Annotated in this window: 21 protein-coding genes and 1 tRNA gene; 8 read left to right on the top strand and 14 right to left on the bottom strand. The window is 57.7% G+C overall.

Going from position 1 to position 21,797, the window contains the following annotated elements; all coding sequences use genetic code 11:
- Nucleotides 1-22: 22 nt before the first annotated feature.
- Nucleotides 23-346, top strand: coding sequence for a ferredoxin FdxA (gene fdxA, locus AC4LFW_RS02990; protein ID WP_491817676.1), 324 nt, complete (start codon nt 23-25; stop codon nt 344-346).
- Between the two features lie 48 nt (nt 347-394).
- On the opposite strand, the gene AC4LFW_RS02985 is transcribed toward fdxA, so the two are convergent.
- The 5 genes from AC4LFW_RS02985 to AC4LFW_RS02965 form a co-directional block, all read right to left on the bottom strand.
- Entirely contained in the window at nt 395-586 is a 192-nt protein-coding gene (locus tag AC4LFW_RS02985) for a CsbD family protein (protein WP_491817675.1), read from the bottom strand.
- A gap of 109 nt (nt 587-695) precedes the next feature.
- Nucleotides 696-1,688: a glucosaminyl phosphatidylglycerol flippase gene (gpgF, locus tag AC4LFW_RS02980; protein ID WP_491817673.1), complete on the bottom strand. Its 993-nt coding sequence runs from the start codon at nt 1,686-1,688 to the stop codon at nt 696-698.
- Complete coding sequence (gpgD, locus tag AC4LFW_RS02975; RefSeq protein WP_491817671.1) at nt 1,685-2,449, bottom strand: N-acetylglucosaminyl phosphatidylglycerol deacetylase; 765 nt, start codon at nt 2,447-2,449, stop codon at nt 1,685-1,687. The genes gpgF and gpgD overlap by 4 nt, the downstream gene beginning before the upstream one ends.
- Complete coding sequence (gene gpgS / locus AC4LFW_RS02970; RefSeq protein WP_491817669.1) at nt 2,442-3,557, bottom strand: N-acetylglucosaminyl phosphatidylglycerol synthase; 1,116 nt, start codon at nt 3,555-3,557, stop codon at nt 2,442-2,444. Before gpgS ends, gpgD begins: the two co-directional genes overlap by 8 nt.
- A 194-nt stretch (nt 3,558-3,751) precedes the next feature.
- The gene (locus AC4LFW_RS02965; RefSeq protein WP_491817667.1) at nt 3,752-4,627 is read right to left on the bottom strand and encodes a YihY/virulence factor BrkB family protein; all 876 of its coding nucleotides are present in this window, start codon (nt 4,625-4,627) and stop codon (nt 3,752-3,754) included.
- Nucleotides 4,628-4,943: 316 nt separating this feature from the next.
- Between AC4LFW_RS02965 and AC4LFW_RS02960 the strand changes: the two genes are divergently transcribed.
- The 3 genes from AC4LFW_RS02960 (at nt 4,944) to AC4LFW_RS02950 (ending at nt 8,720) form a co-directional block, all read left to right on the top strand.
- Entirely contained in the window at nt 4,944-6,215 is a 1,272-nt protein-coding gene (locus AC4LFW_RS02960) for a lipopolysaccharide biosynthesis protein (RefSeq protein WP_491817666.1), read from the top strand.
- The gene (locus AC4LFW_RS02955; protein ID WP_491817664.1) at nt 6,212-7,453 is read left to right on the top strand and encodes a polysaccharide pyruvyl transferase family protein; all 1,242 of its coding nucleotides are present in this window, start codon (nt 6,212-6,214) and stop codon (nt 7,451-7,453) included. The genes AC4LFW_RS02960 and AC4LFW_RS02955 overlap by 4 nt, the downstream gene beginning before the upstream one ends.
- A gap of 190 nt (nt 7,454-7,643) precedes the next feature.
- Nucleotides 7,644-8,720, top strand: coding sequence for an acyltransferase family protein (locus tag AC4LFW_RS02950; protein ID WP_491817662.1), 1,077 nt, complete (start codon nt 7,644-7,646; stop codon nt 8,718-8,720).
- A 276-nt stretch (nt 8,721-8,996) separates the two neighbouring features.
- Here AC4LFW_RS02950 and AC4LFW_RS02945 read toward each other — a convergent pair.
- The 5 genes from AC4LFW_RS02945 to AC4LFW_RS02925 form a co-directional block, all read right to left on the bottom strand.
- Nucleotides 8,997-9,072 (bottom strand) — tRNA-Thr (locus AC4LFW_RS02945).
- A 94-nt stretch (nt 9,073-9,166) separates the two neighbouring features.
- Complete coding sequence (locus tag AC4LFW_RS02940) at nt 9,167-9,982, bottom strand: DUF3618 domain-containing protein (RefSeq protein ID WP_491817660.1); 816 nt, start codon at nt 9,980-9,982, stop codon at nt 9,167-9,169.
- Nucleotides 9,979-10,422 carry a phage holin family protein gene (locus AC4LFW_RS02935; protein WP_491817658.1) on the bottom strand — a complete coding sequence of 148 codons (444 nt, stop codon included), beginning with the start codon at nt 10,420-10,422 and terminating at the stop codon, nt 9,979-9,981. The genes AC4LFW_RS02940 and AC4LFW_RS02935 overlap by 4 nt, the downstream gene beginning before the upstream one ends.
- Nucleotides 10,419-11,342, bottom strand: coding sequence for a hypothetical protein (locus tag AC4LFW_RS02930; RefSeq protein ID WP_491817656.1), 924 nt, complete (start codon nt 11,340-11,342; stop codon nt 10,419-10,421). Before AC4LFW_RS02930 ends, AC4LFW_RS02935 begins: the two co-directional genes overlap by 4 nt.
- Before the next feature lie 436 nt (nt 11,343-11,778).
- Nucleotides 11,779-13,602: a glycoside hydrolase family 5 protein gene (locus AC4LFW_RS02925; protein WP_491817654.1), complete on the bottom strand. Its 1,824-nt coding sequence runs from the start codon at nt 13,600-13,602 to the stop codon at nt 11,779-11,781.
- A 508-nt stretch (nt 13,603-14,110) separates the two neighbouring features.
- Here AC4LFW_RS02925 and AC4LFW_RS02920 point away from each other — a divergent pair.
- The 3 genes from AC4LFW_RS02920 to AC4LFW_RS02910 all read left to right on the top strand — a co-directional run bounded on the left by AC4LFW_RS02920 (nt 14,111) and on the right by AC4LFW_RS02910 (nt 16,436).
- Nucleotides 14,111-14,326 carry a hypervirulence associated TUDOR domain-containing protein gene (locus tag AC4LFW_RS02920; protein WP_491817652.1) on the top strand — a complete coding sequence of 72 codons (216 nt, stop codon included), beginning with the start codon at nt 14,111-14,113 and terminating at the stop codon, nt 14,324-14,326.
- A gap of 3 nt (nt 14,327-14,329) precedes the next feature.
- A complete protein-coding gene (locus AC4LFW_RS02915; protein WP_491817650.1) occupies nt 14,330-14,896 on the top strand; it encodes a DUF488 domain-containing protein in 567 nt (188 codons plus the stop codon).
- Nucleotides 14,897-15,128: 232 nt separating this feature from the next.
- Nucleotides 15,129-16,436, top strand: a complete 1,308-nt coding sequence (locus AC4LFW_RS02910; protein ID WP_491817648.1) for a lipopolysaccharide biosynthesis protein — start codon at nt 15,129-15,131, stop codon at nt 16,434-16,436.
- 60 nt (nt 16,437-16,496) lie between these two features.
- On the opposite strand, the gene AC4LFW_RS02905 is transcribed toward AC4LFW_RS02910, so the two are convergent.
- Nucleotides 16,497-17,288: a WecB/TagA/CpsF family glycosyltransferase gene (locus tag AC4LFW_RS02905; protein ID WP_491817646.1), complete on the bottom strand. Its 792-nt coding sequence runs from the start codon at nt 17,286-17,288 to the stop codon at nt 16,497-16,499.
- A gap of 184 nt (nt 17,289-17,472) precedes the next feature.
- On the opposite strand from AC4LFW_RS02905, the gene AC4LFW_RS02900 reads away from it, so the two are divergent.
- Nucleotides 17,473-18,525: a glycoside hydrolase family 5 protein gene (locus AC4LFW_RS02900; RefSeq protein ID WP_491817644.1), complete on the top strand. Its 1,053-nt coding sequence runs from the start codon at nt 17,473-17,475 to the stop codon at nt 18,523-18,525.
- Between the two features lie 48 nt (nt 18,526-18,573).
- On the opposite strand, the gene AC4LFW_RS02895 is transcribed toward AC4LFW_RS02900, so the two are convergent.
- The 3 genes from AC4LFW_RS02895 to AC4LFW_RS02885 all read right to left on the bottom strand — a co-directional run bounded on the left by AC4LFW_RS02895 (nt 18,574) and on the right by AC4LFW_RS02885 (nt 21,579).
- Nucleotides 18,574-19,551 carry a phosphoribosyltransferase family protein gene (locus tag AC4LFW_RS02895; protein ID WP_491817642.1) on the bottom strand — a complete coding sequence of 326 codons (978 nt, stop codon included), beginning with the start codon at nt 19,549-19,551 and terminating at the stop codon, nt 18,574-18,576.
- 65 nt (nt 19,552-19,616) lie between these two features.
- Nucleotides 19,617-20,381 carry a glycosyltransferase gene (locus AC4LFW_RS02890; RefSeq protein WP_491817640.1) on the bottom strand — a complete coding sequence of 255 codons (765 nt, stop codon included), beginning with the start codon at nt 20,379-20,381 and terminating at the stop codon, nt 19,617-19,619.
- Nucleotides 20,353-21,579 carry a hypothetical protein gene (locus AC4LFW_RS02885; protein WP_491817638.1) on the bottom strand — a complete coding sequence of 409 codons (1,227 nt, stop codon included), beginning with the start codon at nt 21,577-21,579 and terminating at the stop codon, nt 20,353-20,355. Before AC4LFW_RS02885 ends, AC4LFW_RS02890 begins: the two co-directional genes overlap by 29 nt.
- Between the last annotated feature and the right edge of the window lie 218 nt (nt 21,580-21,797).

The raw sequence follows: 21,797 nt of genomic DNA, 5'->3' as shown, positions 1-21,797 counted from the left end.
ACGCCCGAGGAGATAGCTAGAAATGACCTTCGTCGTCACCGACAACTGCATCAAGTGCAAATACACCGACTGCGTGGAAGTCTGCCCAGTCGATTGCTTCTACGAAGGCCCGAACTTCCTGGTAATCCATCCGGATGAGTGCATCGACTGTGCGCTCTGTGAACCCGAATGCCCTGCCCAGGCGATCTTCTCGGAGGACGAGGTGCCAGATGATCAGCAGGAATACATCCAGCTGAACGCCGACCTGGCGGATATCTGGCCGAACATTACCGAGAAGAAGGACTCGCTGCCCGATGCTGAAGAGTGGGATGGCGTGAAGGACAAGCTGCAGTATCTGGAGCGCTAACGTCCAAAAAAATGCCCGCACGAAGCGGGCATTTTTTATTCCAGTCAATCAGACGCCATCGACGCCTTTCTTTACCGTATCTTTGGCTTCGCCTTTGACTTGCTGAGCGTCACCTTTGACTTCTTGACGCTGGCCTTCGCCCTTCATGCGCTCATTGTCGGTCGCCTCGCCCAGACCCTGCTTGGCCTTGCCGACAGCTTCATTGAGGTTGCCTTTCATCTTGTCTTCGGTACTGCTCATGGCGTTTCCTCTTTTCCGTTGGTTACGTTAAGTGGACCAAGCGAACCGCTGGATAGTTTCGCTTTCCCGAGGAGCGGTAGCCGTTCAGATGTCGATATAGGCGGGACGCTCAACCCTTGCGGGCCTGCACCAGATGATTGAACAGCGGGCGTCCGGCAAGGTGCAGAAACACCGGCGCGCCAGCGATGAGATAGAAGTAGAAGGTCACGAAACGCCAGATCATGATAGCCGCCGCAGCGGTCGGTTTGCCTACCAGTGGTGCAAGCAAGGCCGCGGACGCCAGCTCTGCACTCCCCGCCCCACCGGGCAGCAGGCTCAACTGTCCTGCGGTCAGTGCCAGCAACTGCACGATAAAGGTCCACGCCCAGGCAAGCTGGCTTCCAAGCCCATACAACGTGAGATAAAGCACGCTGTAGCGCAGCAGCCAGTGCAGCGTGGTGAGCAGGAACACCCAGAGCAGAATCGACTTTGGCAGTCGGAAACACTCCAGTAACGCATTGCGGAAACTCAGTACCTTCCGCGCCCAGTAGCGTTTGCGAGGGGCTTTCATGCCCAGACGGCCGATCAGCCAGCCGTTGAGCAGAAACACCTGACGATGAAAGCGCCCGAGCAATGCCAGCAGCACCATGACTCCGACCAGCAGGGCCGCGCTGAAGCCCAGCAGGCTGCCGATGTAGGCGTTCAGCGAATGGGTCACTGCATAGATCAGTACCCCCGCCAGCGCGCAGAAAAAAAACAGCAGGTCCGCCAGCTGCTCGACGGCATAAGTCGCTGTGCCCTTTGCCGGTGCCACGCCCTGACGCAGCAGCAAGGCCATCAAGGTCAGCGGCCCGCCGGCGCCGCCGGGCGTGGCGCAGATGGCGAACTCAGTGGCGATCACGATACCGAATGCGCGCTGCTGACCGAGGCGACGGCGCCCAACCAGCAGCCGTAGCCGCAGTGCGTTGAGATACCAGCCCAGCATGATCATGCCAAGCATGAGCAGCAGCAGCCCCGGCGGAAAAGCAACGAGCCGCTCGAACAGGCCGCTGCCGCCCAACAGGATCGGAACCAGAGCCGCCATCAGCAATCCGCAGAACAACAGCCACCACCGCCCGCTCACGCCGCGATGCTCTCAATACGCCCATGGCGAATCAGCCAATCGATCTTGGTTACCGGTTCACGCCCGTCTTTGAGCAGCCGTATCAACAGATCAAGCCAGTATCGATGAGAGAATTCGTGGCGCATGTCGACCGGATGCAAACCCAGCCTCAGTAGCGGTCCCTGCCGATGCCGGTTGAGCATCTTCTCGCTGACCAACCGCGACATGCCTCGGCGCCAGGCACTGCGTGCACTCCAGACCAGGCCCGGCGCATCGATTGCCCGGTAGTCTGGCAATAGATAGAAGTGTGCCGGATCGCTGGTATAGATCAAATCGGTCGCTGCCAGGGCCTGGCGAGCACCCGTGCCTAACAACCAGGCCGGTGCAACGAAGCCGTGTAACGGCCACCCGTTTCTCTCAAACAGCCCAATTCCCTGTTCGAGGCGCCTGGCCGACTCGTCCCGGTCCAGCGGGTAAAACTCGCCTTCATGGGTAAACACTCTACGCATGAACCAATCACGCGGGGTACGCGGCGCGGGCGCTTCATCTGCGTGGTAACAGCCATGAAGAATCAGTTCGTCACCACGAGCCAGCCGCCCCTCGAGCATGGCGCGAAACCTGACATGGTCTTCCAGCCGATTGCGGCGGTGAAAATCGGGCACCACCAGCCAGCAGATCGGTACCTGGCCAAGCGCATCGACCGCCTGGACGAAGGGTTCATAGTCGGGCCAGGTTTCCGGTGCCACATCATGCAGCACCAGCATCAGGCTGCGCTCAGCCATGCACGGCAACCGGCAGCTCGACGGTGCCCAGCACAGCGTGATAGTGCGCCAGCAGCCCGGCGACAACCGCATCCCAGGCATGATGCGCCTCGACATGCTGACGAGCCTGCATACCCAGCAGCCTCGGGTCGTCTTCGAACAGCTCGCGTACGGTCTGCGCCATCGCCAGCGGGTCCAGCGGCCGACAGAGCCGGCCAGTGTGAAACGGCACCAGCTCGGGAAGCGCACCGGCACGGGTGGCAATGACTGGAATACCGCTGGCCATGGCTTCGAGCGCCACCAGGCCAAAGGTTTCCTGATTGCCGGCATGCAGCAATACATCACTGCTGGCCATGTAGCGCGCAACATCGGCCGCTGGACAGAAGCGGTCGATCACCGACACGTTGGACGGCACGCGATGCGGCATGCTCGAGCCCACCAGCAGGAGGTGATAGGGCTTGCCAAGCAGTCGCGCGGTATCCAGCAGGACATCCAGGTTCTTTTCGCGCGAGCCCCTGCCGGCAAAGATCATCAGCCGGGTATCGTCATCCAGGCCCAGCTCGTGGCGGATCGCGGGGTCGCGCCGGCCAGGCTGGAAGGTATCCAGATCCACACCCAGCGGCTGGACATAGACGTTGTCGACTCCCAGCGAGAGCAATTTTTCCGCCATCACACGGCTTGGCGCCAGCACTCGGTCGAAGCTGCCATAGAGCCGCGAGACGTAGCCGTTCATGTTGGTACCCAGCCAGCCGCCGATACGGTTGCTGACCAGCAGCGGCAGGTCGGAATGGTAGAAGCCGATCACCGGCACATCCAGACGCCGGCCGGCATCCAGCGCTGCCCAGGCGGTCATGTAGGGGTCGCCGACTTCGATCACGTCAGGGCGCAAGGCGCGCAGCTGATTACGCCAAGGGGCACGCCGAACCGGGAAACGGTAACCCTTACCGAACGGCAGCGCCGGAGCCGGGATCTGGTAGATGCCGCCGTTATGGCTATAGCTGTCGCCAGGCACGAGGATGCTGTGGCGGACGCCTGCGTATTGCTGCAAACGGCGGTGCTTGGCTTCGAGATAGGTGCGCACACCGCCGCTGGCGGGTGCGTAGAACATGGTCATGTCAGCGATATGCAAAGTGGAGCGTCTCCGTGAGATCTCGATGCAGAACCTTGGGAGACGGTGTCAGCCAGCGGTGATCAGCCGCCTGCCTGGCGGACGGATGCCCGGCCACTGCCCGAAAGATTCTGCAATGAAATCAATGGACCACCGACCCAGGCGGTTGTTCGCCAGCGATATCAGCCTATTCGCTGACAGGCACCTTCACGACGCTAACCCTCCACGCGCTTTTCCCCATGGCCCTTGCCTTCGACCGAAGCATGCTCGATCACCGCGTTCATCTCTGCGCCAAATAGCAGTACTGCAGCGGAAATATAGAAATACAGCAGCAGTACGATGACCGCCCCGATGCTTCCATAGGTCGCGTCATAGTTGCCGAAATTCTGCACATAGATACCAAAGGCTACGGACGCGGCGATCCAGACGATCACAGCGAGGACGGACCCTGGCGTAATGAAGCGGAACTGCTGCTCCACGTCTGGCGTGACGTAATACAGCACCGCCAGGACCAGCATCATCAGGATCACGACAACCGGCCAGCGCAACCAGGTCCACAGCGTGACCACGATGTCCTTAAGCCCTACCTGGTCCGCCAGCCATTCGATCACCTGCGGGCCGATGATCATCAAGGCGGCGGTTGCCAACAGCACCAATGCAAGGCCAATGGTGTAAACGACCGACAGCAGGATCAGCTTCCAGGTCGGACGGCCCTCCTCGACATCGTAAGCCTTGTTCATCGCATTCATCAGCGATCGGATGCCTATGGACGCCGACCACAGCGCCACCAGTATCCCGAAGGAAAGGAAGCCGCTCTTCTGCTGTTGCATCTCGTCTATGACAGGATTGACGAGATCGAGGGCATCGGGTGGCAGCACCAGCGATACCTGCTCACGCAGCCAGGTAAAGAATTCCTGCAGATCCAGAAGCCCGAGCAGCGAGATCAGAAAAAGCAGGAAGGGAAAAAGCGAAAAGATGGCGCGGTAGGCCAATGCCGAGGCATAGGTGGTCATGTCGTCCTTGCTGAAGTCCTTGAAGGTGCGTTTCAGCAGCTCGAAGCCACCGATGCCACCCGTATTCAGCATGCCCATGCTTAGTCTCCCCGCGATGATTAAAGTCGAAGCCGTCAGAAGTGGGACGACCCGACCATGCAAGAGTTCGGCCCGCGCGACAGGATTCCTGGGGCAGTGATAGCCAACAGCGAATTAAGCCAGCGGGTGCGTCGGGGAGGAACTTTCGCGCCCTTCGACGCTCTTGATGGAGTCGCCATTGCACAGCCCGATGGCCGCTTGCACCAATCGGCCGCCCACCCGCGAATCGCTGACTCAGCACATTCACAACAACGGCAGCTGCAACCCGGACGCCAGATATGGTTCATGTCGCGATCAGCGGCAGCAGGAGCACCAGATGAAATCGGCCTACGCCACGGACGCACCCCAGCCAGGAATGAAAGCCGACCTCGTCAAGTACGCCAGACTCATCCTGACCAAAGGCAGTGGCGCTGGCGCTACGCTCGGCCTGAACATCCTGCTGGCTCGCCTGCTGGTCCCAGAGCTGGCCGGAACCGTGTTCTTTTGCGTGGCCCTTGGCATTTTTCTCTCACTGCTTGCAAGGCTCGGCCTCGACATTGCCTGTCTGAAGACGATTTCCTCGTTACAGGACGAGAGGCAACGCAGTTATTTCGACAGGGCCTTGATGCTCTGCGCCCTGATGAACATCCCGGCGTTTCTGATCGGTCTGGCGGTGGTGTACTTCTCGAAGACCACACAGCCCTATTTCGCTCACGCGGCTGTCCTGTTCGCGGTCACCGCGCTTAGCCTGTCGCTGTTGAGCATCGCCAGCGAGACCTTGAAAGCCAAACACAAGACCAGCGAAGGGCTGTTCTGGCAGACCGCATTCCAGCCGGCGCTGACCCTGCTTCTGGTGGCCATCACCGGGAACGACCTGACCACAGTGGTAACCTGCTTCGTGGCCAGCTATGGGTTGGCCATTCTCGGTTCGATCTGGCGTGCCCGCACCAGCCTACCCAGTTCGGGATCGGAGCCTGCACTCGGCTGGCGCACGATGCTCGTTCTTTGCGTACCACTGATGCTGATCGCCATCATGAACAGCATCATCGAGCTCTCCGACACCTTGCTGCTCGGGGTGTTGCGCTCGGCCAGCGAAGTCAGCGTCTACTACATCGCCGCCAAGATTGCGGCACTCTCGACCACGCTGCTGTTCATCATCAACGGCACCATTGCCCCGGATATATCCAAGCGTTGGGCACGAAACGATCGTGCCGGCGCCTTTGCCATCGTCCGCAAATACTCGCGCTTCATGCTGGCCCTGGCGCTGATGATCTTGCTCGCGATCGGCCTGCTGCGTGAGTACATCCTCGCCGTGTTCGGCCCTGAGTATCGAGAGCAAGGCGTCTATCCGCTGCTGGTACTGGCCGTTGGGTATTTCTTTGTGCTGGCGGCGGGTCCGCTGGGGATCTTCATGACCATGACCGGCAACCACCGGCGCTACCTGCATAACAACATCGCCGCCTGCGTGATCAATCTGGTCCTCAACCTGATCCTGATCCCACGTTACGGCGTCAACGGCGCCTGTTTCGCGACGGCTGTCGCGCTGGCGATCAAGAACACCCTGCTCTACGTGCAGTTCAAAAACATCGAAAGGAGTCCGACGCCATGACTGACCGGGTAAAGGTAATTGCTTACGGGGCCTATGACCGGCACAACTATGGCGACCTGCTCTTTGCAATCGTTCTCAAGCATTATCTGGAAGCGGATGGCCGTTTTTCCGTGCTGGTCGCCGCGACCAAGAAGTCCAACCTCTCGAGTTACGGTGCACTGCCCACCATTCCCTTGAAGAAGGCGCTGGAGGCCACCCGCCAGCAGTCGAAAACCATGCTTATCGTGGCCGGAGGCGAATGCCTGACGGCCCAATGGGAAAGCATCATTGGCTACCTGGCACCGCAGGCGATCTACTACCCGATCAAGGCCAGTCCCTATCTGATCGGCCACAAGGCGTTCATACGTCTCAGCCGAATGTTCACCTCGATTCCATCGGACATTCCGCTCGTTCTGGGCGAGCGCGACCTGCCCGGCTACAAGGTGATGTACAACAGCGTCGGCGGAAACGAGATCAGCCGCAAGAAGCCGCTGATCCATGACGCAATCGAGCGCAACCTCAAGGACTGCACCTATGTGTCGGTACGCGACCGGGAGACCTCGGCCGAACTGGACAAGCTCGGCGTCGAACACAACCTGGTGCCGGACAGCGCAATTCTCATATCCGATATCTTCGCGCAGCAGACCGATCCCGCCGAGCCCGGCCACATCGTTTTCCATATCTCGGATCATCACGCCAAGCGGCGCATCGAGGCCATTGCCCAGCAGCTGACCGAACTCAACGTCAATACCGGTCTGAAGATCGCATTGCTGACCATCGGCAAGGCTCCCGGTCACTCCGACGACGAACCACTCGACAAGCTGCACAGCCTGCTTGGCGATGAGCGTGCCTACCGTGTCGACAGCGGCAAGATCGAAGACATCATCCACTGCATAGCCACCAGCAAACTGTATTGCGGCACCAGCCTGCACGGCGCAATCACAGCGCTCGCCTATGCCGTTCCGCAGATCGCGTTGCTGCCGCAGCGTGTGGTGAAGTTGTCCAGCTTTCTAGAAACCTGGGTACCCAAGCAGTCCTGCGGATTTGCCGAGGTCCCTCAGATCAGCCAGATCGGTACCAACCTGATCAAGGTTTTCGGCGACACCCAACGGACCGAACTCCGCGCCGTTGTCGAAGCCATGAAGGGCCGCGTGAGGGCCAATCTTGATCATATGGTTGCGCTCTATGACGAGGTACCGACCTCTGACCCACAGCCTGATGCAGACGAACAAAAGCCATCGGCATTGATGGCACACTGATCTCGGATCGATGGGTTCTCTAGTACTTAGCGACCGCTGGGCAGATTATGGCGCCAAGAACGATGCAAGTTCCTTTTCGAACGGAACTGAATTCCAGGCGTACAATCTCAGCCCTGATCGTCAGAGCTATCCATACGTTCCTTGTGGAAAAGCCTGAAGGGAGCCGAGCACGACAGGAGAACGACGGCCAATGGCAAGCAACGTCCGGAGCAGGGACCTTGAAATAGAAACCATCAGGGGCCTGGCGCTGTTTCTGATGGTTGCGGGACATGTGATCGGCTATACATCGACGCGCGGTATGGAAGTAGCCGACGACTCGGCGCTTCGCTATCTGTACGACTCCCTGATCGACGTTCGCATGCCGCTATTCACGGCCATCTCCGGCTTCGTTTATGCCCTACGTCCGGTAGGCAAAGCTACCTCACTGTCGCACTTCTACTCAGGCAAGGTACGACGGATCATCGTCCCGTTGTTTGTCGTATCAACCCTGTTCTTCATTTCCCAGATGCTGGTGCCGGGTACCAACAACACACGCTCGTGGAGCGAACTGCCAGGCATCTACTTCTCCGGCTACGCTCACTTCTGGTTCCTGCAAGCCGTCTTTTGCATTTTCATCCTGGTCTCGCTGCTGGAGAAAATGGGTTGGCTCGACTCCCCCAAGGCACTGCTGGCCGCCCTCGCGATTGCAACTGGCACATCGCTCTATTCCGACGCCTTCCCTGGATTCTTCAGCCTGAGCAGCGCGGTGAGGCTGTTACCCTCCTTCCTGCTGGGCATGGCACTCTGCCGCTTCCCCAAGCAATACATCACCCCCTCGAGTCTCGCTGCGATCGGCGCGCTGCTAATCACGGTAGTACTCATCGACCAGGCAGAGCTTCTGGCAGCCATATCGCTCGACGAGATGGAAACTACGGCAGTCGGGACCCTGCTCGGCCTGGCGGCCATCTATCTGTTGATCGCTCGCCGCTTCTTCTTCGCGCCACTTGCTTGGCTGGGTTATTACTCTTTCGAGATCTACCTGTTCCACGTATTCGGAACTGCTGGCACCCGCATCGCCCTGAACAGGCTCTCGATCGATAGCCAGTGGCTGATGTTCGTCGCAAGCATGCTGGTCGGGATGACCTTGCCTGTGCTTTTGAAAAAGATGGTGGAACGCTACGGAAGACTCAATCTCATGCTGTTCGGTACGTTTTCGAAAAAAAAGAGAACAGCAGCGGATCTGGATATCGACGCAGCCAAGCCACCTATTGAACGCCCGTTAGGCTGACAGGGGCATTCGTCAGGCTGCTGGAAGCCGCTAACCAGACAGATGCCTTGTGGCGCGCCAACACAGCACCAAAAACGCCTCTATCTATTGCCCAGCCAGCAAACTTGATGGCTTCGGCCATCCCATTTATGCCTTGCCTGACGTAGAAGCCATACGCCGCACCACGTCGTAACAGCACAAATCGGGCCCTGGCCAACCGATCCCGATCTCGTGAACCCCGGCGTAGCCCCATTCAGAAACGAAAAAGGCCCGCATCGCTGCGAGCCTTGATATCAGTGGTGCCGGTGAGAGGAGTCGAACCCCCGACCTTCGCATTACGAATGCGCTGCTCTACCTACTGAGCTACACCGGCGCCGGGCGGCATATTATGAAATTTCGCCGGTACGGACTCAAGCCCGCACCGGCGATTGGCGCCTTATCGACCGAGGTCGAGCAGCGTGCAGCGTTTACATACCTGCCGAGGTCGAGCCCGAGGTGCCGGTGCCGGTCGAATTGGTATTCGAACGATTGCCGTCACTATTGCTCACGTCCTGCTTGACCTGGTTCGCGACTTCTTCACCTTTGGCGGAGACCTTCTGATAGCCCTCCTCCGCCTTGTGCCGAAGCTGATCGGTCATGCGGTCGCTTGCCTCTCCCAGCATTTCGTCTTCGCGACGCGAGGGTGGTACCGAAGCGGCAATCAGGGCACCAATGGCAATGCCAATCGCGCCAAGCGCCAACGGTTGCTCTTGCAGAAGCTGGTTGAATCCGCCACGTGCGCGATCAGCGCCACCACGCAGTCGCGTCGAAGCCTGGCGACCCGAGTCGCTGGCCCGAGTACGGGCATTGCCCAGCGACTCCGAAACGCTTTGAGTCATCTGGTTGGCTTTCTCTTTCAGCCCTGCCCCCTGTTGCTTCATGCCTGAAGTTTTGGCGGACAGCTTTTCGCTCATCGACGGCCCACTCGAGCCGGTGTTGTAACCGGTCGAGGTTACGTTCGAATGAGGCTGGCGATTCTGCCCGGCCATCATCCAGATCAAACCGATCGAGGTCAGCACGGTTGGTACCGGATTGGCTTTGACCGTGTTGCTCAGGTTGCCAAAGAACTCGCCGCCGCCACCCTTGACGTATCCCAACGCGGTATCGATCAGTTCACCGGGAGACAGCTTGTTTTCCAGCGCATGGACGATATTGCCGATCTCGGTGCGTGTCTGGTCGATCTCGCGCTCGAGCTCGTCCGGATCCTTCTGCGCTTCGGCATCAATCTGATTGCGTGTACTCATGATGTGTGCCCCTTGACAGCTTCTTTATCCTTGTTGACCGAATGGATGGTGCGCTCAGGCTTGAATGAAGAAGCCTGAAACTTCTTCTTGCCTGCCGACACCATGATCAATCCGATAACCACCACCACAGCGCCAACGATGAGTGCGGCAAGCCACGGTTCCACCACGTTGCTCAGGCCGTATACGGCGGACATCAGCAGAACGATGAAGCCGCCCAGAAGCACTGCACCACCAGTAGCGACGCTACCAGCGCCGGCCTTGGTCGCTCGGATCGACTCGCTCACTTCAGCTTTCGCCAGCGCCAGTTCCTTGGTGATCAGGGATGGCACCTCGTGGGTCAACTGACGAAGCAGCCCACCCACGGACGTATCGTCAGTGCGCACCCCTGGCTCGACGGTTGTTGTCGAAGTCGAGGTCGTTGTCTTACGTGCTTCACTCATGGGAAAAGTCCTCCGTCAGTACCCTTGCCATCGCGGCTGGTAGTTGTAGAACCAGTACTGGAGCCTGGATTGGAGCCAATGCCCAACCCATTGCTGGTATTGGCGCCTGTGCCAGTTCCCGTGCTGCTCGAGCCCGCACCGAGGCCGGAACCAACTCCGGTACCGGAGCCCGTTCCTATACCTGAGCCGGTGCCTGTTCCGGTTGTGGGTCGTGACGTGCTGGTTGCGGACGAACCCCCCGCATTGCTGACGCTACCGATTGTGCCGGGTCGCCCGGTATCCAAACGATCGTTGAGGTCAGCCTGCGCCGAGCTGTGGCTGCCTGTGCTCGCTACGCTGTTGGTGCTGTCAAAGTCGCTGGCGGTATCGTGATGGCCGTACTGCCCTTGAGCAGCTCGCTTGCCGGATGCCCGGGCGAACCGGGTCAGACCGAAGCCAAGCGCAATGCTCCCGGTGATAAACAGCGCGGGATTGTTGCGAGCCAGACGATTCACGTCCTGCAGGATCTCGTCGACATTCTTGCCGCGCAGATCGTCAGCAAACTGGCCCATGCTTTGAGCCATGCCCGAGACATAGCTGGACAGGCCAAGACGATCCTGGCCCTGCAGCTCATCAGCGGCGGCTTTTGCGCTCTGGGCAACCTTTTCAATCTCATCGGCAGCGGTTTCCCGATAGCCTTCCAATTGATTCTTGCCCTGAGTTTTGACCTGATCGCCAGCCTGTTTGGCCTTTGCTTTGGCGTCCTCGGCCGCATGCCCGGCCGAGCCTGTGCCGGAGCTGGAACCCGGGTTCGGTCCGGAAGAATGGCTACCGCTAGAACCGGTAGATGGGTTGGTCGAGCCTGTCGTGTTGCTCGTGGAGTTGGGGCCGGTCTTAGGTTGGCCACCGTAACCAGTGATTTCTTCGTCGGGTGTAGTCATTTGATTCACCTTTAATATGGCTTGGCCGGAAGACCACGGTCCGTAGGGACACAGCAGGAGCGGTTAGCCGCGAGCCGTGTATTTCGGTGCGCACATATAAGGTGACCGGGGGCAATTTTTTGAGTTCCGTACTTTCTGGATGGCGCCAAGCAGGGCATTACGGGAAATAGAAAGCCTGTACCCGAGCCAGTCGGCAGACGCCGGGTAGTGGCAATATGCACATTAAACGAGGGTACCCCGCATCACGCCTGTGTTTAAGCGCAACGGTACGATCAAACTAAACGGAGCAAGTTGCAGCTTGTGTATGTATCAATGCCAGGCATTCTTTTTTTCCCGGAAGAGCTGAGCGAAGCCGCAGCCGACGAACAGCATTGTTATGCCACGGCGGTAAATAGAAAAAACGGGCCCGAAGGCCCGTTAGATGTTCCAGCAATCTTTATTGCAGCGGACCAATAGTGGAGCAGGTCTTTGTCGTTGCGGCATGCTTTTGCAGCGGTGCCAACTGAGGTCGATGCTTACCACTGGTTACGTCCAGCGCCATGATGTTCTCACCCCAGCGTGGACCGGCTGCCCAGTAGGTGCTCGGAATGCAGTTCTGGTTCAGGTAGGCCAGCAGGTTATCGGTAGCGACAACGGCAGACGGAGAGAAATCCGGGATGCCATGCTCACCAAGGAAACCACGCAGCTTGTTCTGCTTCAGCCACTCGACCCACGGCTTGACCCGCTCGACACCCAGCATGGGTGCAAAGGTTTCAGTCTTGCTGCGATAGGTGCCCGAATAGTCGCTATCAAGATACTGGTGCGCTTCGTAGACCAGGTTGTTCTTCGGGTCACGCATCCAGGGATCGTTGATCAGCTGGGTGTTGTACTTCTGCCAATGGAAGGCACTGGAGTAGCGGTCTCCGGCAATCATGATCCACTTGCTAGGGTCGACCTTGCGGATGGCCTGGCCAGCGGCCTGCGCAGTCTGCGGCCAAAGGTTGTTACCCGTATTGTAGGGTTCGTTCATCAAGCCGTAGCCATACAGCGCCGGGTGCTTGGAAACCTGTACGGCGATCTTGCGCCAGGTTTCGGCGAACTGCGCGCGCGGTACTTCTGGCGAATTGATGACCTTGCCGTAGTAACGGTAGTAGTTGTGCATATCAAGGATGACCTTGATGCCGTACTTCTGTGCATAGTCCAGCGATTGCTTGATGCGGCCCAGCTCTGCTGCGTCCAGCTCGGTACCGAGCTTGGGCTGAATGCGTTCCCAGAGGAAGCCCAGGCGTACCAGCTTGAAGCCAAGACCAGCGTGACGCTTGTAGTAAGACTCGTCAGCGTAGGTGTAGCCCTTGTTGTAGATGCCAGGAACGGTGCCCGGATCGAATACACCCGAACCAAAGTTGACGCCAACCAGGTCGATACCGCTTCCGCTGCCGACGACCGGTGTAGTGGGGGCCGGTGCTGGAGCGGGTGCCGTGACCACAGGAGCTGGCGTTGGGGCAGCGGCTACCGGCGTGCTGGCGGAAGTGCCGGAGACAACGCTGATGGTCTTCGGATAACCAACGCTGGCGGCTGAAAGTGTGGATCCGCTGAGCATCACCGAAAGATGGGCACCCACGTCATAGACGGCGGCGACCTTGCGTACCTGGCCGTCAGCCAACTTCACCGAAGCACCGACCACGAATGCGGCCTTGTTTGTAGTGGTATCCGGAATCGAGAAGCCCGCCGCCTTGCGGTAAATGCCGTTTTCCCAATCCGCGTTGGTAAAGCTGTTCATGGAAGCGGTGATGGTACTGCTGGCCGGAGCAGTAGTAGGCGCTGTCACTGCCGGGGCGGTAGTGACCGGCGCAGCCGTAGCAGGCGCACTGGGTGCTGCAGCGGTCGGTACAACCGTAGTGACCGTGCGAGGTGCGCCTACCTTGGAACCGTCAAGCAGTCCGCCGTCCACATACACACTGAGGTTGACGCCAACTTTGTAGACCCTGGTGATCTTGCGGACCTGCCCGTCGGCAAACTTGATCTGCACGCCCGGCTTCAATGCGGCGATGGAGGCTGAAGTGGCCGGCACGGACAGGCCGGCTGTACGGCGCCAGACACCATTAAGGAAATCGTTGCTGGTGAACTTGTTGATGGTCGAGGTAAAGGCAGTCGAGGTAGACGCGCTGACTGCAACAGCAGCGGTTGCTTCACCGGTAAGAACAACACCGCTGAAAAGCGCTGCGAGTGCGATGGAACGAACAAGTACCCGAGGGGCACCAGCAAATACAGTGATAGACATACAGTCTCTCCGGAACTTAATACTTCTAAAGGCCGGAGCCTTTAAAAAAGTAGCGGGAGGTTAATTAAGTCGTTCAGGCGCTTACTGGGCAGAAGTCTCACTACGCGCAACCGGACGAACCGTGTGGCAAAGGAGCCGGATTACCTGAGGGAGACCCGGCAATCCGTTGCGTGGCGTCTTTATAATAGGTTTAGAAACGGATTCAAAATCTTTATGTCGGGATTAGATCGCCAATGTACCGCCACAATTTTGACCGGCCATTGATGTGCTATTAAGAGATGGCAATCTGATATTGCGCTTAATAGCCGACGAGCCGCTTTAAATCGCTTCGATAGTTTTTAGTCGGCGTCATTTTTTTGTTTGCCAGGCATCTGGAACCGCCGGATCGCTATATCCGGAATCTGACGAACGGTAGCAGCAACAGCCCTTCATCTCCGGTCCGCTTAACCAGAGCAGGAGCGAAATCGTGCAGGCTTCGCCCAATCCCATCGAAGCGACGAGGGCAGCGATGACAGAGCAAAAATTCAAGGTGGGTGACCGCGTCCACTGGAACTCCGAAGCCGGACAGATCACAGGCCATATCACCAAGGTGCTGACCCAGGACACCGAATTCATGGGCCGCACTCGCCGGGCCAGTCCGGACGCGCCTCAGTACGAAGTGCGTAGCGACAAGACTGATCACCTGGCCATGCACAAGGAAAGCGCACTGACAAAGGCGGACTGAGCGGTGGCCCCACTTACCGTCTGGACCATCGGCCACTCGACACGTACCACGGAAGATTTCATTGCGCTGCTACAGCACTATCGGATCGCCGCAGTGGCCGATGTCAGGCGCTTTCCCGGTTCGAAGCGCCTGCCACAGTTCATGTCCGACACGCTGGAAGCGTCACTCGCTCGCTGCGGTATCGGTTATGAGTGGATCGAAGAGCTGGGTGGCCGACGCCGCGCACCACCAGAGCCATCGGCAAGCGCATGGCGTAACGCCTCGTTTCGCGGCTACGCAGCACACCTGGAAAGCGAAGAGTTCGAAACAGGTCTGCAGAAACTGCTCCGGCTGGCAGGCAACCAGCCAACCGCAATGATGTGTGCCGAGGTGCTCTGGTGGCGGTGTCATCGGTCCATGGTGTCGGACGTATTGAAGCTGCAAGGGATTGAAGTCCTGCATATCCAGGACGAAAAGCACCTGACGCCCCACCCTTATACTTCGCCGGCGCGACTGGATAACGGGCGACTGGCCTATGCGGATGCGGGAGTGCTTCTGAAAACAGGGCAAGGGAGCCAGCCAAGAAGCTGAAAAGCCCCGGATTCTGATAGCAGACACCAGCAACGCTCTGAGCAGCCCGATGTCTGGCTGCAGATCCGCCCGTCTCGCGCGTTTACTGGCATGGCCAACTGGAACTTTGAGCAGTAGCAGGCTTCTTACAATCCGAAACAATTCAGCCAAATGACATCACAGGCCCGACATGGTCGGGTTCGCACGGAATAGCGCGCGCTTTCAAGCGGCTCGCTCATAGGAGGAGCGTCCATTGTCTAGCCTAGGTTTCACGGGAAAGCTGATTGCAGCCAGACATCGCCTAACGGGCGGGTCGTCCGGCAGCGTCTTCAAGGGTATGGCGACCCTGGCGCTCGGCGGTGGGCTGGCAAAGGTTATAGGCCTGGTTTCGATTCAGGTTCTGACACGGATCTACAGCCCGGAACACTTCGGCGTCCTCTCGGTCTTCACCGCCCTGCTACTGATATTGACCCCGCTGATGACGCTGCGCTACGAGCTCGCCGTCCCGCTGCCCAGCAGGGACGGCACTGCCATGACGTTAATGGCGGTCTCTACCGTACTCCTCACTCTCATGACACTGTTATTAGGGCTGCTGCTCTGGCTGGCCGGCCCCACCCTGTTGGCCGTGATATCCATGGAGGCGATTGCACCCTACCGCGCCATGCTGATCATTGGCCTCTTCTGCACAGGTCTTTATGAGGTGTTGCTGATATGGGCAGTGCGCCGTCGCGCCTATCCGGCCATCGCACGCACACAGCTGCGCCAGAGTGTGGTGGGCGCGGTGGCGAAAATTGCGCTGGGGATGCTTGGGCTGATGCCGGGAGGTCTTCTGGCTGGCCAGGTCGTGGGGGCTGGTGCGGGAACAATGACGCTGATTCGTACATTCCGCGCCGATGTGAAACGCCATTGGCGGCAGGTCACGCTAAGACGTGCCTGGCGTATCTTGCGGCATTACAGGGCCTTTCCAGCCTATCGCCTGCCTTCGCAGCTCCTGCAGGTGTTCGCCAGTCAGTCACCCTTGTTGCTCACGGCGGCATTCTACGATGCCGAAACGACTGGACAGCTCGGCCTGGCACTGATGACCCTGGCCCTGCCCATGCAGCTGCTGGGCTACACGACGAGCAAGGCTTATTACGCCGAGATCGCCTCATTGGGACGCAAACGCCCCGTTGAGGTCCGTGCCGTTACCCGTTCGGTCATTAAACGACTGCTCGCACTTTCGATCGCACCTTCGCTGATACTGCTGGTGTTTGGCGAGGGGCTGTTTTCACTCGCATTCGGACGGCAGTGGGAGCTGGCGGGAGAACTGGCAGCGGTGCTGGCAATCTATCTGCTGTTCCAGTTCATCCATGCGCCGGCGTCTCACTTGCTGTCACTGTTCGACCGCCAGCGCTTGCTTCTGATGCTCAATGTGCAACGCACCGTCCTGACGGTTGCCTGCTTTGGCTCTGCGCAGCTTATCGATCTACCGATTACCTCGGTCGTGCTGCTCTATTCGGTTACGCTCTCGGCCCACTATCTGTTCAGCTTGCTGATGTCGCTACGGGTGATTCCGCGGTGACCGCTGCGTAGGCATCGATGCTTCAGTCCCGGCGCGCCATACCCGCATGGTTACTCACGGCTACTCTCGCTTGAGTTCGCTCCAGCCACCCATGCGGCGCGTCCCCGAGAACGCGTTGCGTAGCAGGTAATAAAAGAACACTGGTATCCCTACCGCGTAGCGCTTGAACAAGCGGCGTGGCTCGATGAGCATGCGAAACGCCCACTCCAGCCCGAACCTGCGAAAGAACAACGGGGCACGTGGGAAGCGCTGCGCAGAGAAGTCCAGGATGGCCCCTCCGCAAATCAGCAAGCCGCGGCAGTCCATCGCTTGTTGCAGATAAAGCGCCACCTGTTCCTGCTTGGGCATACCCATCGCCATGACGATGATCGGGAAACGCCCCGGTACGTGGTGCTTCTGATAGAACTCCAGATACTCCTCTTCACGCCTGAAGCCATCGATCGCGTGGAAGGTCCGGCCGCCGAAAAGCGTTCTGGCGCCGTCGCTAAGCCACGGCTCGCGCGTGCCCATGGCAAACAGCTCGTAGCGTTCCTCCGACTTGGCAACCAGCTCTTCGATGAGGTCCGGAATGAAGTCAGACCCGTTCAGATTGGCCTTCGGATCCACGCCGTTGAACAGACAGGCCACCTTGATGCCAATCCCGTCACGCAGCAGATAATTCACCTGCATGAAGCTTTTGAGGATCGTCGGATTACGTTGGGCAATGTTGTACCCGTGCTGGTTGAGGAAACCAAGAATTGTCGGAGACTCGCGTCCATGAAGCTCGGACATAAAAGCACCGGTATCAGCCTCATCCAGTAGCTCCAGCTTCCCTATGAGGGGATCCATTCTTCTGGCGAGCGGGTTTTTCATATAAAGCTTCTCTGTCTGCATATCAAAATTTTTAGCGGCGGTGCTGCCAGCCGCATCAGTCTGACGCCGCAAAATCGTGCCACTACAGATTCGCCCAGGCGCAGGGAACAATGCGTGCCGCTTTCGGACAAACGAAGCAGTGCGGTGATGGCACTTCTCTCCAACGGGTAAAACGGGATCTGAAATGACAGCGACACGTAATGGCTCGATTCGGTCAAAAGGAATGCTCCTCGGACTCCTGCTTTCACTCGGTAGTGCCGCAAGCGGGGCAGAAAATATCGATCTGATCGGGCTGAACATCGGCGGAGCCGGCTTTGCCAGCGGTCACATACCCGGCAAATACAATACAAATTATTTCTTCCCTGCCCCCAACTACCTGGAAAAGTGGAAGAAAGAAGGAATTCGGACCATTCGGTTTCCAATTCTCTGGGAACGCCTGCAAAGCGAACTGAACGGTGAGCTCGACAAAGACTATGCACAGCTGATCGAAAATACCCTGCAGCAGGCCGCCGATAACGACATGGGCGTGATTCTCGACATCCATAACTACGCGCGGTATCGCAAGCAAGTAATAGGAACTGATGCGGTCCCCATAGCGGCTTATCAGGACTTTCTGGAGCGTGTAGCCAAGCGCTGGAAAGACCATGAAGGCCTTTACGCCTACGACATCATGAACGAGCCACATGGTGCTGCGAATGACTACTGGCCGGCAGCTGCACAGGCGGGCATCGACGCCATCAGAAAGCATGATCGGGAACGCCCCCTGCTAATCGAGGGAAAGTCATGGTCAAGCTCATATCGTTGGCCTAAATACAACGATCCATTGCTGCAATTGAAAGATCCCTCCGATAAGTTGATCTTCTCTGCCCATGTGTATCTCGACAAGGACAGCAGCGGACAGTACAAAGATCCGCTTGACAAGGATTTCGATACGATGCGTGGCGTCGAACGCGTCAAACCCTTTGTTGAATGGCTGAAACGAAACGGAAAACAAGGCCATATTGGCGAGTTTGGTATACCCGCGGACGAGCCCCGCCTACTGGAGGCGATGGATCACATGCTGGCGTACCTTCAGGAAAACTGTATCCCGATAACCTATTGGGCGGCGGGATCAGCCTGGGGTAACTACAAACTATCCATAGAACCCCACAAGGACGGCAGCCACCGACCCCAGTGGGAAATACTCAGCAAGTACATCGGTCAAGGCGACTGCAGCCGTATCGGGCCGACACCTTGAACATCTGCTAGTTACAGTTGGCATCGACTTGCTGCCGATGCCAATCCATCAAACCTTTTCTGGCGATGCGGGTGACAACTTGGCCAGCAGGGACTTCGCCTTGCCAACCAGCCGTGCCTTCAATCGATGCCCCTTTCTGACCGTGCTGGCTTTGAGGTTATAAACCTGGCCAGGCACATACATCTCGTTTGTCTCGATGCAATAAACGGGCTTGCCGCTGAGCTTCATGATTTCATGCGCCTGTTTCTCCTCACTCTCGACAAACAAGCGCGTGAGTGGATGCTTGGCGTAAACCTCAGCCTTGAATTTCGCGTGGATGCTCAATCGGCGCCGCTCTTCCGCGGTGGGAAGGTCCAGCATATGCAAGACACCGTATTCCACACCGTTGCGCTGTAGCCATTCCTCGGTTTCGGCGCGGTATTTTTCCAGACGGCTTGTGACGAGATGAGCGACCTTGACCGACGGGATGAACAACGGACGTGTGCATGCCAGAAAATCTCGGTATTTGGGACCGTCGTCGTTTTGCATTACGTCCGGATCCACACAAAGCACACCATCGATATCCAGGCAGGCGTGCTTCAGAAACTCATGATGCATGATGTTCCACTCGAACACCCGCGGCTGCTCCACCAGTTCCAGATGCATATCAACCAGATGCTGATTATGGCGTTCCGCAAATACCGCCATGGTCACTACATCCCTGGCGTAAATGGCCTTTACCTGCTCCACGGCGGCAAACATGGACTTGGCCGAAGAAATGCTATCGTCGACCAAGAGAATTTTCTTCGCATCCTGCGGTTTAACCAGCTCGGCATGCTTGTAGGTGCGTGTGGTGCCTTTTTTCAAATCGTCGTTGCGCAAGAACGAATAGAGGTCCGTCAACGGCAGGTTCTGTTTCAGAGCAATGATGCTCGCCACCAGCATCCCGCTACGCGGTATACCCACAACCAGGTCTATATCGTTCGGAATCTTTCCAGCACACTCGGTGCTCAGTTGGGAGAGGTGGCTAAGGCTTCGGTAATTCATTGAACACGCTCCTGCGCCCTGTTCTTTTATATAGATCCAACCTGAAGGGAGATACTACCTGCCTACTAGCGTCCCAATGCCGAGCGCAACAACTTGCCATGCGTGTGCAGGTAGTGCAGTACATACAGCGCGAACGCATTGGGCGCTGAGTAATTGAGAAACCGCTTTCGGATATCCATGTCCTCGCGTATCGCCTCGAAGCGGCGTTTGTGCGATACGCCCGTGGTATCGAATATGCACAGAGGGAAAGACAACTGCATGACATCGCGTTGAAGATCGAGCCCTTGCAGAAATTCAAGTAACAGACAGTAGTCAGCAGACAACTTGTAATCGAGCCGAAACGAGTAGTTACGCAACCGCTGGTTCTCGAAATACATCGTCTGATGGCTCGCCGGCAAGCCAAGGGGCGCGCGCTCGATCGGTCTGGCGCTCACTGGCTCCAACGCACCTTCTGCATTTTTGCGGTAGAAGTTGCCGTAAATGAATGCCGGCGCAATTTCAGCGCGGGACAGTTCCTCGTTGATCCTCGAGAGCACTTCCGGCCCAGCCAGGGAATCCCCGCTGTTAAGAAACAAGGTGTAGCCCGGCGTTTCGATTGCCCGCAGACGCCCCTTGTTCATGGCGTCGTATATACCTTTGTCGGGCTCGATGGTTATCTCCGCCTGCGCGTCGTCCAGGTCACGAAGCCACTCTCCGCTGCCATCCTTCGACGCACCGTCAATGACAATCCAGCGAAAGTTCCGATAAGTCTGGCCAACCAGGCTCCGATAGGTTTCCTTAAGGCCGTCCAGGTTATTCCAGTTAATAGTTACGATACTGAAACTGACCATAATTTACCTGCCCCAAGTTCGTCGAATAAAAAGAATCAGCCACTTGCTGTTTGGCGTAATAGATAAAGAACGCTGCGGACATTCCGTATAGATCGCCCGAAAAGGTCAGGCCGTTGGAAAGCACAAAGTTCAGCATGCCAAATACGAAGGTTACCTGTACTGCAGAAAGCAGGCTGCCCTTGTCGTGACATTGGCGCATGATCCAGAGATATCCACCGTAGTACATGGCTAACACGACCAACGCAAGGAAGCCAAAACGGTAATAAACTCCAAAGACGCCAACATCCGAAAGATAAAAGTGGGAGTTGTAGAGAGTGGAGAATCCACCCTTCCATTGCAGCGACAGGGCCCCCATGCCTATGAAGTTATTCTCGCGAATAGCGTCCACAATCGTTGCGATGGTTACGTCCCGGACGCCAGGGCCGGTAGTCGCCTCGAACAACAGGACATGGAAGCGCTCATACTGGGCGACATAAAACTCTGGAACGAGAAAATACGAAACCGCCAGCACAGCGATAGCCAGCACGCTCATTTTCATCAACGAATCGATACGCTTGCGGAAGATCCACAGCCCCGCAAGCGCCCAGACCAGCATGGTCTGTCTGGTCTGCATGACCAGCCAGAGATAGGCGGCAAAATACAGCAGTATGAGCAACTGCCCGGTGGTGACACGCTCCCTCATGTTGTACATCAGCATGAATGCGGAGATGCTGACGAACGCCGAACCGATGCGGAAACGGTTGGGTCGCAGGATGTTTTCAACTTGCGACCAGTCGTCGACCGTAAAGGACGCAACGGTATTCGTCGGGATGATGCCCAGGTAGTAGCTGAAACCAACGGTGGCGCAGATCAGGGCAACATAGAGCACATATCTGCCCAGCTCCTCCTGTGTCGGCGCGGCCATCACCAGCAGGAACAGGGTCGGGAAAAAAACCAGGTACTCGAAGAATCGCCGCTCTTCCAGCAGGCCATAGGGCATGGGCTGTCCGAAATTGAGATAGGCCAGCGTCGCCGACAGTAGCGGCAACAGCACCCCCATGAACAGGATCCAGAGGCTGGTCTTCGATTGGTACACCCATTTCCAGGTGGCGAACAAGCAGGCGGTTGCACCTATCACGATCAACAGGAACAGCTCCCGGAAGTACGGAATCCCGGCCTTCTTGTCATCCGTAAGGAAGAAGCAGGCGGAGTTCAGCAACAACAGGATGAACAGCAGATTCTTGTACGCCAGAACTTTCCTTAACAAGCGCTATCCCCAATTCCAATTGACGTGGCGAAACACAGAACCAGACCGCTATGGCTGGTCGACCGAGACGGGCTATGCACCCGCTCTGGAAATATGTGCCATGGATGGACCACAGCGATCATGAAAAGGTCCGTTGCTGCTCAACTCAACGGACGGCTACTGGCGTTTGC

This window comes from Stutzerimonas sp. C6.4V (assembly GCF_058536345.1).
This window is presented reverse-complemented; position numbering and strand designations above follow the sequence as displayed.